Genomic DNA, 14,854 nt, shown 5'->3' on the forward strand with positions numbered 1-14,854 from the left:
CCAATTCCAGCGCCCCGATCGCGGGGCTTGTCGCGCCGCTTTAGCGCGAAGTGTATGGTTCGGGCAATACGCTGCGCCGTAGAGCTCCCTCCGTCATTCCCGCGAAGGCGGGGATCCAGACTGGCTGGCCTATCGTGTCAAACCGCAACCTCAGCGCGAATGGATTCCCGCCTTCGCGGGAATGACGTTTTCGGCAGCCTCACCATGTATCGATATAGCGCCCGCTCGCACGCACCGGTGCCGCCGCCAGGCCGCGCTTGAGCCACGCGCGCGTCTCCGCCGGATCGATCACCGCATCGACCTCGAGGAATTGCGCGACCGACACCGCCTTGCCCTTCTCGTAGCTCGCCTGGACCAGCTCGCGATATTTGGCGTCGCGCGCTTGCGGGTCGGCGATCGCCTCCAGCTCCTTGCGGAAGCCGAGCCGCACCGCACCCTCCAGCCCCATCCCGCCGAACTCGCCGGTCGGCCACGAGACGCAGAACCCGCCTGCGACCAGCGATCCCCCCGCCATCGCCTGCGCGCCGAGGCCATAGGCCTTGCGCAGCACCACGGTGAAGATCGGCACCCCGATATTGGCGCCGACGACGAACATCCGCGATCCCTTGCGGATCGGCGCGGTGCGCTCGGCCTCGGGGCCGACCATGAAGCCCGGCGTGTCGCACAAGGAGACGATCGGCACGCCGAACGCGTCGCACAATTGGAAAAACCGCGCCGCCTTGTCCGCCGCCGGGGCGTCGATCGCACCGGAGAGATAGCGACAGTCGTTGGCGATCAGCCCGATCGCGCGCCCGTCGATCCGCGCCAGCCCGGTGATCATCCCGGGCGCGAAGCCGCCGCGCAGCTCGACGAAGCTTTCGCTATCGACCAGCACATCGATCACCCGACGCACGTCGAACACGCGCAGCCGGTTCTCGGGGACGATATGCCGCAACAGCAGCTGATCGGCATGATCTGCCTGTGCGACGCGGCCCTGGAACATGCCGAGGATGCGCTTCGCCTTGTCGGTCGCCTCCGCCTCGTCCGCGGCGAGCACGTCGATCACGCCATTGGCATATTGCACCGCCGCCGGCCCGACCTCGTCGGGCGCGAAGACGCCGAGCCCGCCGCCCTCGATCATCGCCGGGCCGCCCATCCCGAGATGCGCGTCCTTCGTGGCGATCGTCACGTCGCAGCAGCCGTAGAGCACCGCATTGCCGGCAAAGCCGTAACCCGCAGTGATCCCGATCCGCGGCGCGATGCCCGACAGACGCGCGAAGGCGGCGAAGGTCGGCACGTCGAGCCCGGTCGCGCCGACCGCATCGACATCGCCGGGGCGCCCGCCGCCGCCCTCGGTGTAGAAGACGATCGGCAGCTTCATCGCCTCGGCGACATGGAGCAGGCGGTCGGTCTTCTTGTGGTTGATATGCCCCTGCGTCCCGGCGAGGACGGTATAATCATAGGCGAGGCCCATGCACTTCGCGGCTTCCTCGCCGTGCTCGGCGGCGTTGACCGTGCCAATCCCGCCGATCAGCCCGTCCGCCGGGGTGTTGCGCATCAGATCGTCGACCGTCCGCCGCCGGCGCTGCGCCGCGATCGCCAGCGCGCCATATTCCTGGAAGCTCCCGGCATCGAACAGATCGGCAAGGTTTTCCCGCGCCGTCCGAAGCCCGCGCGCGTGGCGCTTCGCCACCGCCTCCGCCCGGCCGGCATCGAGCCCCAAGGCGTGGCGCTGGTTCACCTCGGCGAGATCGGGGCGGATGTGATCGGGGTCGACTGCGGTTTCAGTCGCGGCACCGGCGCCGTCCTCCTCGACCGGATCGAGCGACAGGAAGGGCGCGCCTTCGTCAATCACCGCGCCGATCTCCGCGTGGACCGCGCTGACCACCCCGGCGCCCGGTGCGAGCACGGCATGCTGCATCTTGAGCGCCTCGATCGTCCCGACTTCCTGCCCGGCGGCGACGCGTGCGCCGACCGGGGCCTCGATCGCCACCACCACCCCGGCGAGCGGCGCGGCGGCGATATGCGCGTCGACCGGCGGCGCATGGACGGCGAGGGGCGGGGCGAGCGTCGCGACGTTGCGATCGAACCAGCCGGTATCGATGTCGAACGCCGCCACCTCCGATTGCGCGAGCACCGCGGCGAGCACCGGCAGGTTGGTCGCCAGCCCGGCGATGCGATATTCGGCGAGCGCACGGCGCGCCTTGGCGAGCGCGGTCGGCCAGTCGGGGGCGTGGACGACCAGCTTGGCGAGCAGCGGATCGAAGCGCGGGTTGGCACTCATCCCGGTCCGCGTGGCGCCGTCGACGCGGATGCCGGGGCCGCCGGGCGCATCGAGCAGCGCGATCGCGCCGCTGGCGGGGTGGACCGTCCCGTCGGGCGCGATCGTCTCGGCATTGACGCGAAGCTGGATCGCCACGCCGTGGGGCGTCGGCGCGGCGGCGATGCCGAGCGCGTCCAATGTCGCGCCGCTCGCCAGCGCGAGCTGGATCGCGACCAGATCGAGCCCGGTCGTCTCCTCGGTCACGGTATGTTCGACCTGGAGCCGCGGATTGACCTCGAGAAAGGCGAAGGCGTCCGCGCTATCCTCGGGCAGGTCGCGATCGACGAGGAATTCCGCCGTCGCGAGGCCGCGATACCCGGTGCCGTTGAGCAACGCCTCCGCCGCGCGCGCGATCCGCGCGGCGAGCCCCGCGTCGATCGACAGCGCGGGGGCGATCTCGACCAGTTTCTGATGACGCCGCTGGACGGTGCAATCACGCAGGCCGAGCGCGATCGCCACGTCGCCGTCGCCGGCAAGCTGGACCTCGATATGCCGCGCACTCGCGACATGCCGCTCGACGATCACCTCGGCCGATCCGAAGGCGGCGAGCGCTTCGGCGCCTGCCGCCGCGATCTGCGCCGGCAGGGTCGCGCGATCGGCGACGACGCGGATCCCGCGCCCGCCGCCGCCCGCCACCGCCTTCACCACCAGCGCGCCGGTCGCCGCCGCGCCCTCCGCCAGCACCGGCACGCCGCGCGCGACGGCATGCGCCTTGGCGCGCGCCTTGTCGCCGAACAGTTCGAGCAGCGCCGCATCGGGGCCGACGAAGGTGATCCCCAGCACGCTGCACGCCGCCGCGAGCGCGGGATTTTCGCTGAGGAAGCCATAACCCGGATGGATCGCGTCGCATCCCGTCGCGCGTGCCGCGCCGACGATCGCCTCGATCGACAGATACGCCGCGGGGCCGGCGCCTTCGAGCGCGACCGCCACATCGGCCGCAGCGACATGCGGCGCGTCGGCATCGTCGGTCGAATGAACCGCGACGGTCGCGATGCCGGCAAGAGCGGCGCTGCGCGCGATGCGGATCGCGATCTCGCCACGATTGGCGATAAGCAGCTTGCGGATGGCGCGCCTCCTCAGGGTCCAAACTCACTCAGAACAACGTCGTGATCGCCCGGAGAAGCCCGCTGGCAAGGAGCGCAGCGCAGTCGCGTAGCTGACGCTACGCGCAAGCAAGCGACGCCGTCCGGCGGGCTTTTCCGGGCGACCGCTCCGCGGCGGGCGGCTTTTGGCGCCATGCGGCGTCGCGCGTCGATCACGATGCGTGAGCATCGCTCCCTCCTTGCTCCTTGCCTGGCGCCAAAATCCGCTCCGTCATGGCGTTGTTCTGAGTGAGTTTGGACCCTTAGTCGATCGTTTTGCGCAGACGGTAGCAGCCCGCGCGCCAACCGCAACGCATCGTAGAGGGTTTGGAAACGCCACCCAGTTCCTCCCGTCATTCCCGCGGAGGCGGGAATCCATAAGCACTGCGGTTTGCGATTCTATCGCAGAGACCAGCCAGAATGGATTCCGGCCTTCGCGGGAATGACAGACGAATATTCTCTAAACGCTCCGTCAGCGCGGGCGTTGCGATCCCGGATCGAGCGCCGGCACGATGCGCGCCGCTTCGCGCGGGTCAATGCCGGGGCGGGCGCCGGTCGCCAGCGGCTCGTCGCCGCGCATCGCGCTCGCCGCGCGCTGGATCGCCTCCACCAGCCGCGGATAGATGCCGCAGCGGCACAGATTGGTGATCGCACCGGCGATCGCCTCGTCGCTCGGGTTGCGGTTGCGGCGGATCAGCACGGAGGCGGCCATGACGATGCCGGGGATGCAATAGCCGCATTGCGGCACATTGGCGGCGATCAGCGCGAGCTGCACCGGATGCGTGCGATCGGGCGACAGCCCCTCGATCGTGGTGACGAACGTGCCCTCCACCGCGTCGAGCGTGATCTGGCACGATTTGACCGCCTTGCCGTCGATATCGACGATGCACGCGCCGCAGCTGCCGGTGCCGCAGCCATATTTGGTCCCGGTGAGGTTCGATGCGTCGCGCAGCGCCCACAACAGCGGGGTCGCCGGGTCCATGCGATATTCGATCGCTTCGTTGTTCACCGTCAGCTTGGGCACCGCGCCTGATTAGGCGAGGCGCGCGGCGATGGACAGCGGCGAAATTTTCACGTCCCCGTGCGGGAAGCGGCCTCCGGGGTGATCAGCGCTGCGATCTCCGCCGCGTCGAACCCCAATTCGCCGAGGATCGCCGCATCCTGCCGCTCGCCGGCCATGACCGGGGCGACGGTCGGGCTTTTCGAATAGCGCGGGGCAGGGGCCGGCTGGCGCACGCCGCCCGCCTCGACGAAGGTGCCGCGCGCGCGATTGTGCGGATGAGCCCACGCCTCGTCGAAGCCGAGCACCGGGGCGAAGCACACTTCATGCCCGTCGAACGCAGCGACCCATTCGTCGCGGGTCTTCTCGCGGAAGCGGGCGGTCAATTCGTCCTTGAGCGCGGGCCATTGCCGCGCATCCATCTGCGCCGCCCATTTCTCGTCCGTCAGCCCCATCATCTTGCGGAACTCGGCATAGAATTGCGGCTCGATCGCGCCCAATGAGATGAAGCGGCCGTCCTTCGTCTTGTAAGTGTCGTAGAAATGCGCCGCGGTATCGAGCAGGTTGGTGCCGCGCGCATCGCTCCACCGCCCCATCGCGCGGAACGACCACATCATCGACATCAGCACCGCCGAGCCGTCGGTCATCGCGGCATCGACCACCTGGCCCTCGCCGGTCGCCCGCGCGTGGAGCAGCGCCGCGAGCATCCCAAAGGCCAGGAACATCCCGCCCCCGCCGAAATCGCCGACGAGGTTGATCGGCGGGGTCGGCTTCTCGTCCTTGCGGCCGAGCGCGTGGAGTGCGCCCGAAATCGCGATATAGTTGATATCATGCCCCGGCTCGGAGGCCATCGGGCCGGTCTGCCCCCAGCCGGTCATCCGGCCGTAGACCAGCCTGGGATTGTCGGCGAGCAGCACCTCCGGCCCGAGCCCGAGCCGTTCCATCACCCCGGGGCGGAAGCCCTCGATGATCGCGTCCGCGGATTTGACGATCCGTCGCACCGCCGCGATCGACGCCGGGTTCTTGAGATCGAGCCCGATCGACTTGCGGCTGCGCAGCAGCGAATCCTGCGCGTCGATCGTCAGCCCGCCGCCGCGCGCCGGGCGATCGATGCGGATCACCTCGGCGCCGTGATCGGCAAGCATCATCCCCGCGAACGGGCCGGGGCCGATCCCGGCGAACTCGACGATACGGATGCCGGATAGGGGCGGGCTGCTCACGACGTCTCTCTCCTGCTTCGTTGCGCAACGCCTATCGCGCGACAAACGGCGCGACAAGCTAAACATGACAAAAGTTATGGAAGGCCTTTTGATCGTCATGCCGGGCTTGACCCGGCATCCAGAGCCGCGAGTGGCGATGTCTGCGGCGCTGGATGCTGATGTTCGTCAGCATGAGGGGTGGGGGATTCTCGACAGGCGATCGAGCGATCCGTTCTTGCCTTTGCCCGGCCCGGCGGCCATCACCGCGCGCCATGATGGGAGATAAAAGATGGGTCATGTGAGGGGGCTGCGCCTGCTTGCCGGAGCGGCGGTGGCGCTGTCGCTGGTGGCGTGCGGCGGGGCGAACGGGGAGCGGCCGAAAACCGCGTCGAGCACGCCGGGCAAGGCCTATTCCCGCGATCCTTACCCTTCGACCTATCATCGCTATCCCGGCGTCCCGACCCTGGTGCGCAACGTCACCGTGTTCGACGGCGAGGGCGGGCGGATCGACAATGGTTCGGTGCTGTTCGCCGACGGCAAGATCGTCGCGATCGGTCAGACGCTCGATGCCCCGGCGGGCGCCAGCGTGGTCGACGGGCAGGGCAAGTGGATCACCCCCGGCGTCATCGATATCCACAGCCATCTCGGCGATTATCCGAGCCCCGGCATCCGCGCGCTCTCCGACGGCAATGAGGCGACCGCGCCGGTCACCGCCGACGTATGGGCCGAACATAGCGTGTGGCCGCAGGACCCGGGCTTCGGCCGCGCGCTCGCCAATGGCGGGGTGACGGCGCTGCAGATCCTGCCCGGCTCGGCCAATCTGTTCGGCGGGCGCTCGGTGGTGCTCAAGAACGTCTATGCGCGCACCACCCAGGCGATGAAATTCCCCGGCGCGCCCTATGGCCTCAAGATGGCGTGCGGCGAGAATCCCAAGCGCGTCTATGGCTCCAAGGGCCGCGAGCCCTCGACGCGGATGGGCAATATCGCGGTCGATCGCGCGACCTGGGCCAAGGCGCAGACCTACAAGCGCAAATGGGACAAATATGAGCGCGACGGCGGCGATCAGCCCGAGCGCGACATCGCGATGGACACGCTGCGCGGGGTGCTCGCCGGCGAGATCCGGGTGCAGAACCATTGCTACCGCGCCGACGAAATGGCCACCGTCCTCGATATGGCGAAGGAGTTCGGCTATCACGTCACCGCCTTCCACCACGCGGTAGAGGCGTACAAGATCGCCGATCTGCTCAAGGCCAATGACACCTGCGCCGCGGTATGGGCCGATTGGTATGGCTTCAAGATGGAAAGCTATGACGGGATCGGCGCCAATCTCGCCCTGCTCGAAAAGGCGGGCGCCTGCGCGATGATCCATTCCGACGACGCCAACGGTATCCAGCGGCTCAACCAGGAAGTCGCCAAGGCGCTGTCCGCCGGGCGCCGCGCGGGGATCGACATCCCCGATGCGGTGGCGTGGAAATGGCTGTCGCTCAACCCCGCCCGCGCGCTCGGGATCGACAATCAGACCGGCAGCCTCAAGCCGGGCAAGATGGCCGATGTCGTGCTGTGGAACGGCAATCCGTTCAGCGTCTATACCCGCCCCGAGAAGGTGTGGGTGGATGGCGCGCTGCTTTATGATGCCAATGATCCGAAACGACGCCCGGTGAGCGATTTCGAGCTTGGCCAGCCCGGCTCGGGAGACGTCAAATGATCCGCGCCCTGCTCCTTTCCGCCGCCGCGCTGATCGCCGCCCCGGCGCTGGCGCAGACCGTCGCGATCACCGGCGCCACCGTCGCGCTCGGCGACGGCAGCGCGCCGATCCAGAACGCCACGCTCGTCTTTCGCGACGGACGCATCATTGCCGCGGGCAGCGGGGTGGCGGCGCCCGCCGGTGCCGAGGTGATTGACGCGCACGGCAAGTGGGTTTCGCCGGGCCTCGTGGCCGGCTTCACCGGTCTCGGCCTGCACGATGCGAACGGGATCGAGGAAAGCAACGACGGCAGCGCCAAGGGCAGCCCGTTCGCCGCCGCGATCGACGTTTCCACCGCGATAAACCCGACCGGGGTGAAGATCGCCAACGAGCGGCTCGGCGGGGTGACCCGCGCGCTCGTCGCGCCCGATACCGGCAATTCGATCTTCGCCGGGCAGGGCGCGGTGATCGATCTCGGCGACGATGCCGATCCGGTGATGCGCGCGCGCGCCTTCCAATATGTCGAGCTCGGCGAGCATGGCGCCCGCGACGCGGGCGGCAGCCGCCCCGCGGCTTATGCGCTGTTCCGCGACGCGCTCACCCAGGCGCAGGATTATCGCCGCAACCCGGCGACGTTCGGGGGGCGCGATCGCGGCGCGCTGATCAAGCGCAGCGATGCCGAGGCGCTGCTCAAGGTGATCGACGGCCAGGTGCCGCTGGTCGTCCATGTCGACCGTGCAAGCGATATCCGCAATGTGCTGGGGCTGACCCGCGACTATCCCAAGCTGCGGCTGGTGCTGACCGGCGCGAGCGAGGGGTGGCGCGTCGCGCGTGAGATCGCCGCCGCCAAGGTGCCGGTGATCGCCGCCGCGCTCGCCGATCTGCCCGAGAGTTTCGAGGCGGTCGCCGCGACCGAATCGAACGTCGGACGGATGCGCGCCGCGGGGGTGCAGGTCGGCCTTTCGGCGGACGGCGCATCGGGCGGCGAGCACAATATCCGCCAATATGCGGGCAATCTCGTCGCGATCACCCGCATCCCGGGCGCGACCGGGCTCGATTGGGGGCAGGCGCTCGCCTCGATCACCTCGGGGCCGGCCGCAGCGCTCGGGCTCGACGGCGAGATCGGCTCGCTCCGCCCCGGCCGCCGTGCCGATGTGATATTGTGGGACGGTGATCCGCTGGAGATCGAATCGCAACCGGTCGCGATCTGGATCGACGGCAAGCCGCAGCCGATGCACTCGCGCCAGACCGAATTGCGCGATCGCTATCTGACCCCGACCGAGGGCGCGCTGCCCAAGGCCTATGACCGGCGCTGAGATTATGTGAGAATGCCGCTCTTCTCCCGTCATTCCCGCGAAGGCGGGAATCCATTCTGGCTGGCCTTAGCAATCGAACCGCGACGGCAGTGCTTCTGGATTCCCGCCTTCGCGGGAATGACGAAGGAAAGTTTGGCAGGCTTCTCAGGTCGCTTGGAGGAATTTACCCTATGTTCCTGAACTTCCTGGACGAGCTGCGCGGGGCGGGGATTCCCGCGAGCCTCAAGGAGCATCTCTTGCTGCTTGAGGCGCTCGACAAGGAAGTGATCGATCGCACGCCTGAGGATTTCTATTATCTGAGCCGCGCGGTCTATGTGAAGGACGAGGGGCTGCTCGATCGGTTCGATCAGGTTTTTGCCAAGGTATTCAAGGGGATCGAGACAAGCTTCGCGCAGCCCGGCGCGGAGATCCCCGAGGATTGGCTGAAGGCGGTCGCCGAGAAGTTCCTGACGCCTGAGGAGATGGAGGCGATCAAGTCGCTCGGCTCGTGGGAGGAGATCATGGAGACGCTCAAGAAGCGTCTCGAAGAGCAGCAGAAACGCCACGAGGGCGGCAACAAATGGGTCGGTACGGGGGGCACGTCCCCCTATGGCAATTCGGGCTACAATCCCGAGGGCGTGCGGATCGGCGGCGAGAGCAAGCAGAAGCGCGCGCTCAAGGTGTGGGACCAGCGCGAGTTCAAGAATCTCGACAGCACACGCGAGCTCGGCACCCGCAACATCAAGATCGCGTTGCGCCGGTTGCGCAAATTCGCCCGCGAGGGCGCGGCGGACGAGCTCGATATCGATGCGACGATCGACGGCACGGCGCGGCAGGGCTGGCTCGACGTCCATATGCGGCCCGAGCGGCGCAATGCGGTGAAATTGCTGCTGTTCCTCGACGTCGGCGGATCGATGGACCCGTTCATCAAGCTGTGCGAGGAATTGTTCTCCGCCGCGACCAGCGAGTTCAAGAACCTCGAATTCTTCTATTTCCACAATTGCCCCTATGAGGGGGTGTGGAAGGACAATCGCCGGCGCTTCGCCGAACGCACCCCGACCTGGGAGGTGCTCCACAAATTCCCCCACGATTACAAACTGGTGTTCGTCGGCGATGCGGCGATGAGCCCGTATGAGATCACCCACCCGGGCGGCTCGGTCGAGCATTTCAACGAGGAATCGGGCGCGGTGTGGATGCAGCGGCTGGCGACCACTTATCCCGCGGCGGTGTGGCTCAACCCGGTCGCGCAGGCGCAATGGGGCTATTCGCAATCGACCAAGATCATCCGCGAGTTGATGAACGATCGCATGTACCCGCTCACGCTTGCCGGGCTGGACGATGCGATGCGCGAGTTGACGCGCAAGCGGTGAGGGCGGGTTGCTTGCGGTGATCGCGGCTCGCAAATCCCCGCCTGTTCGCCGCCGCGCCGGCGGCCCTGACCGGCATATCCCCTGAAGCAACCGCCCCACCGCCACGCCCCGCTCCAGCGATCTGATCACGAATTTTCGATCGATATCACTGGAGTTGGACAATGAAGCTTCTCGTTTCGGCGATCGCACTCGCGATCGCATCGCCCGCGCTTGCGCATCAGAACGCCCCGGCCAATCCCCACGCGGGGCATGCGGCGCCCGCGAAGATGGAAACCTGCACGGCCGAACATGCCAAGATGGGGCATTGCAAGATGGCAGCTGCGGCGGACAAAAAAGCCGATGGTATGAAGATGTCGAAGGACAAGAAGATGGACGCGGCCAAAGCGCCTAAATAGGCGATCGCGGAGCTGGTCGGGAGGCGTAACGCGCGCTTCCCGGCATCTTGCGGCTTTGTTCTTGATATGTTTCAACTTGCACGATATCCTCGTCCAAGTCCCGCGCTGAAGTCGATGCTTTCTATGCGGCGGCGATGGCTCACGGCGGAAGCGACGAAAGCGCCCCGGCCCGCGCCCACACTATGGGCTCGATTGGTACGCCGCCTATCTCCGCGATCCGGCGGGCAACAAGATTTCGGTCGTTTACAACGGGTAAGCTAGCGTTTTTGCCGCTGGCGGAGAGGGTGGGATTCGAACCCACGGTGAGCTTGCACCCACGGCGGTTTTCAAGACCGCTGCCTTAAACCACTCGGCCACCTCTCCGCGTCGCGCGGGAGCCGCGCTGTGGCGTGCTGCGACGATATGTGCAAGCCCGGCGATGACTTGCTGTTTCACAATGCCGCGCGCCGTGCAAGATAAGCGGCATGAGGGGGTTGCTTACGCGCACCATCGCCGGGTTTGCTCTGCTTGCTGCGGCATCGATCGCCACGCCGGCTGCGGCGCAAGACGAGGCGGGATTCCAGGCCTATCTGCCGACGCTCCGCGCCCAGGCGCTGGCCGCGGGCGTCCGCCCGGCGACGGTGGATTCGGTTTTCCCGACGCTCACCTTCAGCCAGCGCGTCGTCGATCTCGATCGGCAGCAGCCCGGCGGCAATCCCAACGCCCCGGTCGCGATGTTCGCGCCTTATCGCATCCAGCATGTCGATGCCGCGCGGATCAGCCGCGGGCGCGCCGCCTATCTCGCCAATCGCAGCCGGCTCGCGGCGGTCGAGCGCGAGACGGGGGTGCCCGAATCGATCATGGTCGCGATCTGGGGCCACGAGACCAATTACGGCAGCTATACCGGCAATTTCGATCTGCTGCGCAGCCTCGCCACGCTGGCCTATGAGGGGCGTCGCCGCGATCTGTTCTCGGGCGAGTTCGTCGCCGCGCTGAAGATGCTCGATCGCGGCGTATCGCGCGCGGACCTCAAGGGCAGCTGGGCCGGTGCCACCGGCAACCCGCAATTCCTCCCCTCGATCTACCTCCGCCTCGCGCGCGACGGCGACGGCGACGGCAAGGCCGATATCTGGAACAGCGCGGCGGATACGCTGGCATCGATCGGCAATTATTTCGTCAACGCCGGCTGGCGCCCCGGCCAGCCCTGGGGAATCGCGGTCAATGTGCCCGCCGGCTATGATCGCGGCGGGCAGGCCAACCGGCTCGTCTCGCCGCGCTGCCCGCGCGTGTTCGAACGGCACAGCGGGTGGCGAACGATGGCCGAATGGCGCGCGCTCGGGCTGGTGCCGCAGGATCGGCCGTGGCCGGGGGACAATGTGCTCGCGACGCTGCTCGAGCCCGACGGCCCCGGCAAGACCGCCTATCTGCTGACCGGCAATTATCGCGTGATCCTCGACTACAATTGCTCGAATTTCTATGCGCTCTCGGTCGGGCTGCTCGCCGATGCGGTCGAGCGCTAAGGCAATTCCCCATATTTACCGTCATGCCGGATCAAGCCCGGCGTGACGGTAAAGAATGCCAATCCGCAGCGCGTGGGTGACGATGCCGCACCGCGCGGCTATGGCACCGTTTCGATCATCGTTTAGCCGCTGAGTATCCGCTCCATGTCCAAGATCCCCTACGTGCTTGCTGCCCCCGCGATCGCGCTGTCGGTCACTTATCCTTCGGTCGCGTCGGCGCCGCAGTTCGACACGCCGGCGCCGGTGGCGTTCATGGAGGATCTGTCGTCGGGGGCGATCCTGTACCAGAAGGACGCCGATCGCCGGATGCCGCCGGCGTCGATGGCCAAGATGATGACGGTTTATGTCGCGTTCGATCTGATCAAACGCGGCGAGTTGAAGCTCGACCAGCAATTTGAGGTGCGCCCCGAAACCTGGCAGAAATGGCATGGCCCGGCAGCAGGTTCGACGATGTTCCTGTCATCCGGTGAGAAGGTGTCGGTCGCCAATCTGCTCTACGGGATCGTCACGCTGTCGGGCAATGACGCCTGCGTCGTCCTCGCGGAGGGGATTTCGGGGACCGAGGATGCCTTCGTCCAGCGGATGAACGAGGCGGCCAAGCGGATCGGGTTGACCAACAGCCATTTCGGCACCTCCAACGGCTGGCCCGACAATGGCGTCACCTATGTCACCGCGCGCGATCTCGCGAAGCTCGCTGCCGCGACGATCACCGATCATTACAAGCTCTACAAGCAATTCTATTCGCGCCCCGATTTCACCTGGGGCAAGACGCTTGGCTCGGGCGCGGCGATCACCCAGGCGAACCGCGATCCGTTGCTCGGCCGCGTCGCGGGCGCCGACGGGCTCAAGACCGGGCATACCGAGGAAGCGGGCTATGGCTTCACCGGCTCGGCGGAACAGAACGGGCGCCGGCTGGTGATGGTCGTCGCCGGGCTGACCGGGTTTAACCAGCGGATCAGCGAGTCGGTGCGTTTCATGGACTGGGGCTTCCGCGCGTGGCAGGCCAAGCCGGTGGTGAAGCAGGGCCGCAAGGTCGGCGACGCCGCGGTGCAGCTCGGCAGTTCGTCGAGCGTCGGGCTGGTAGCGCCGCGCGATCTGAAGGTCGCGCTGCCCGCCGGCGCGGTGCCGGTGCTCAGCGCCAAGATCGTCTATCAGGGGCCGGTCAAGGCGCCGATCAAGGCCGGCGATCATATCGCCGATCTGGTCGTCACCTCGCCGGGGCTGCCCGATCAGACGCTGCCGCTCGCGGCGGAGAAGGATGTCGGGCAGGCGGGTTTCTTCGGGCGCGCCTGGGCCGGGCTGACCGGACTGTTCGGATGATCGGTCGCTTCCTCTCGCTCGAAGGCGGGGAGGGAGCCGGCAAGTCGACCCAGGTGCGCGCGCTGGCCGCCGCGCTGGAGGCGCGCGGCATCCCGACGCTGGTGACGCGCGAACCCGGCGGCAGCGAGGGCGCGGAGGCGATCCGCGGGCTGCTGATGCAGGGCGACGTGCAGCGCTGGAGCGCGCATACCGAGGCATTGCTGTTCGCTGCCGCGCGCGCGGATCATGTCGAAAAGACGATCCGCCCGGCGATCGGCGCAGGGACCTGGGTGATCTCCGATCGCTATATCGATTCGACCCGCGCCTATCAGGGGGTTGCGGGCGGGATCGACGATGCCGCGATCCTCGCGCTCCACGCCTTCGGATCGCGCGGGCTGCTGCCCGACCGCACCTTCGTGCTCGAACTGCCCCCGGCGGAAGGCGCGCGCCGCGCCGCGGGGCGTGATGGCTCAGGGGCGGATCGCTTCGCGTTGCGCGACGAGAATTTCCATGTCGCGGTGGCCGAGGCGTTCGATCGCTTCGCCCGCGTCGAGCCCGATCGCTTTCGCCGCGTCGATGCCACCCGCCCGCCCGCCGAGGTCACCGCGGCGCTGCTCGACGGGCTCGCCGATCTGCTGCCATGACGTCATTCCACGGCAATGCCGCGGCACGCGCGGCTTTCGACGCGGCGATCGACAGCGGCGTGCTGCATCACGCCTGGCTGCTCGCCGGCCCGCAGGGGGTGGGGAAGGGACGGTTCGCGCGCGATGCGGCAGCGCGATTGCTCGCTTCGTCCGCCGGCGATGCGACCGGCGAACGCACTCGCGCGCTGATCGAGGCCGGGTCGCACCCCGATTATCGCGAGCTGGCGCGGCTGGAGAAAGAGGAACGCGGCGAGACGCGGCTGGCGCGGAGCATCACGATCGCGCAGGTCCGCGCGCTGCATCCGTTGTTCGCCACCACCCCGTCGCTCGGGCCGCGCCGGGTGATCGTGATCGACGCGATCGACGATCTCGAGCGCGAGGGCGCCAATGCGCTGCTCAAGAGCCTCGAGGAGCCGCCGCCCGGCACCGTCTTCCTGCTCGTCAGCCATGCGCCGGGGCGGTTGCTGCCGACGATCCGCTCGCGCTGCCGCACCCTGCGCTTCAACCTGCTCGACGAGCGCGAGGTGCGCGAGGTGCTGCGGGAACAGGCGCCCGATCTGCGCGGCGACGAACTGGAGGCGCTGGTACGCGCGGCGGCGGGGTCGCCAGGGCGGGCGCTGCGCTACGCCGGGCTCGATCTCGGCGCGATCGACAATGCGCTGACGACGATCGCGCGCACCGGCGACCGCGTCAATGCCGAGCGCACGCGGCTCGCCAAGGCGCTGTCGACCAAGGCGGCACAGCCGCGCTACGAGGCGTTCCTCGATCGCGCGCCGGAGTTCATCGCGTTGCAGGCGCCCGAGCGCGCCGGGGACGAGTTGCGCGTGGTGCTCGATGCCTATGAGGAAGCGCAGGCGATCGCCGGCGCGGCGCGGCGCCTGTCGCTCGACGCTGGGGGCACGGTGTTCGAACTGGCGGGAGTGGTGGCGCGGCTGGCGCGTTCGTAACCTTGTGTCCCGCGAAGGGCCCCCATCAAAGTATTGCTTAGATGGGAACCCAAGGCGGGGACCCAGTCCGGGCTCCCGCCGCCGCGGGAGCACAAGTGAGGGTGCGGTGACGGGCATTCCATCTGCCATATCCCTGCT

At 67.8% G+C, this 14,854-nt stretch carries 11 protein-coding genes and 1 tRNA gene; 8 read left to right on the top strand and 4 right to left on the bottom strand.

Annotation, left to right across the window (positions count from 1 at the left end; all coding sequences use genetic code 11):
* Window positions 1-199: 199 nt before the first annotated feature.
* The 3 genes from NED98_RS04120 to NED98_RS04130 form a co-directional block, all read right to left on the bottom strand.
* Window positions 200-3,382, bottom strand: coding sequence for an acetyl-CoA carboxylase family protein (locus NED98_RS04120; protein ID WP_349293245.1), 3,183 nt, complete (start codon window positions 3,380-3,382; stop codon window positions 200-202).
* A gap of 474 nt (window positions 3,383-3,856) precedes the next feature.
* On the bottom strand, window positions 3,857-4,408 hold the full coding sequence (locus NED98_RS04125) for a (2Fe-2S)-binding protein (protein WP_265312035.1): 552 nt from the start codon (window positions 4,406-4,408) through the stop codon (window positions 3,857-3,859).
* 47 nt (window positions 4,409-4,455) lie between these two features.
* Window positions 4,456-5,604 (bottom strand): CaiB/BaiF CoA transferase family protein, encoded by a 1,149-nt coding sequence (locus NED98_RS04130; RefSeq protein ID WP_265312036.1) that lies wholly within the window; start codon window positions 5,602-5,604, stop codon window positions 4,456-4,458.
* Between the two features lie 268 nt (window positions 5,605-5,872).
* Between NED98_RS04130 and NED98_RS04135 the strand changes: the two genes are divergently transcribed.
* The 4 genes from NED98_RS04135 (at window position 5,873) to NED98_RS04150 (ending at window position 10,327) form a co-directional block, all read left to right on the top strand.
* Window positions 5,873-7,288: an amidohydrolase gene (locus tag NED98_RS04135; protein ID WP_265312037.1), complete on the top strand. Its 1,416-nt coding sequence runs from the start codon at window positions 5,873-5,875 to the stop codon at window positions 7,286-7,288.
* Window positions 7,285-8,583, top strand: coding sequence for an amidohydrolase family protein (locus NED98_RS04140; protein WP_265312038.1), 1,299 nt, complete (start codon window positions 7,285-7,287; stop codon window positions 8,581-8,583). The genes NED98_RS04135 and NED98_RS04140 overlap by 4 nt, the downstream gene beginning before the upstream one ends.
* A gap of 170 nt (window positions 8,584-8,753) precedes the next feature.
* A complete protein-coding gene (locus NED98_RS04145) occupies window positions 8,754-9,932 on the top strand; it encodes a vWA domain-containing protein (protein WP_265271892.1) in 1,179 nt (392 codons plus the stop codon).
* A gap of 161 nt (window positions 9,933-10,093) precedes the next feature.
* Complete coding sequence (locus NED98_RS04150) at window positions 10,094-10,327, top strand: hypothetical protein (protein WP_265271895.1); 234 nt, start codon at window positions 10,094-10,096, stop codon at window positions 10,325-10,327.
* Window positions 10,328-10,600: 273 nt separating this feature from the next.
* On the opposite strand, the gene NED98_RS04155 is transcribed toward NED98_RS04150, so the two are convergent.
* Window positions 10,601-10,690 (bottom strand) — tRNA-Ser (locus NED98_RS04155).
* Between the two features lie 101 nt (window positions 10,691-10,791).
* Here NED98_RS04155 and NED98_RS04160 point away from each other — a divergent pair.
* The 4 genes from NED98_RS04160 (at window position 10,792) to NED98_RS04175 (ending at window position 14,716) form a co-directional block, all read left to right on the top strand.
* Window positions 10,792-11,826, top strand: a complete 1,035-nt coding sequence (locus NED98_RS04160; protein ID WP_265312039.1) for a lytic murein transglycosylase — start codon at window positions 10,792-10,794, stop codon at window positions 11,824-11,826.
* Window positions 11,827-11,970: 144 nt separating this feature from the next.
* Window positions 11,971-13,146, top strand: coding sequence for a D-alanyl-D-alanine carboxypeptidase family protein (locus NED98_RS04165; RefSeq protein ID WP_265271899.1), 1,176 nt, complete (start codon window positions 11,971-11,973; stop codon window positions 13,144-13,146).
* A complete protein-coding gene (gene tmk / locus NED98_RS04170) occupies window positions 13,143-13,769 on the top strand; it encodes a dTMP kinase (protein WP_179511589.1) in 627 nt (208 codons plus the stop codon). Before NED98_RS04165 ends, tmk begins: the two co-directional genes overlap by 4 nt.
* Window positions 13,766-14,716 (top strand): DNA polymerase III subunit delta', encoded by a 951-nt coding sequence (locus tag NED98_RS04175; RefSeq protein WP_265312040.1) that lies wholly within the window; start codon window positions 13,766-13,768, stop codon window positions 14,714-14,716. Before tmk ends, NED98_RS04175 begins: the two co-directional genes overlap by 4 nt.
* Window positions 14,717-14,854: the final 138 nt, after the last annotated feature.

The organism is Sphingomonas lycopersici (assembly GCF_026130605.1).
GTDB lineage: Bacteria > Pseudomonadota > Alphaproteobacteria > Sphingomonadales > Sphingomonadaceae > Sphingomonas > Sphingomonas lycopersici.

Bases quoted from the DNA above. Each gene is read 5' to 3' on its own strand.
- NED98_RS04160 (WP_265312039.1), top strand. From the start codon at position 10,792: ATGAGGGGGTTGCTTACGCGCACCATCGCCGGGTTTGCTCTGCTTGCT.
- NED98_RS04165 (WP_265271899.1), top strand. From the start codon at position 11,971: ATGTCCAAGATCCCCTACGTGCTTGCTGCCCCCGCGATCGCGCTGTCG.
- NED98_RS04175 (WP_265312040.1), top strand. From the start codon at position 13,766: ATGACGTCATTCCACGGCAATGCCGCGGCACGCGCGGCTTTCGACGCG.
- NED98_RS04140 (WP_265312038.1), top strand. From the start codon at position 7,285: ATGATCCGCGCCCTGCTCCTTTCCGCCGCCGCGCTGATCGCCGCCCCG.
- tmk (WP_179511589.1), top strand. From the start codon at position 13,143: ATGATCGGTCGCTTCCTCTCGCTCGAAGGCGGGGAGGGAGCCGGCAAG.
- NED98_RS04150 (WP_265271895.1), top strand. From the start codon at position 10,094: ATGAAGCTTCTCGTTTCGGCGATCGCACTCGCGATCGCATCGCCCGCG.
- NED98_RS04135 (WP_265312037.1), top strand. From the start codon at position 5,873: ATGGGTCATGTGAGGGGGCTGCGCCTGCTTGCCGGAGCGGCGGTGGCG.
- NED98_RS04145 (WP_265271892.1), top strand. From the start codon at position 8,754: ATGTTCCTGAACTTCCTGGACGAGCTGCGCGGGGCGGGGATTCCCGCG.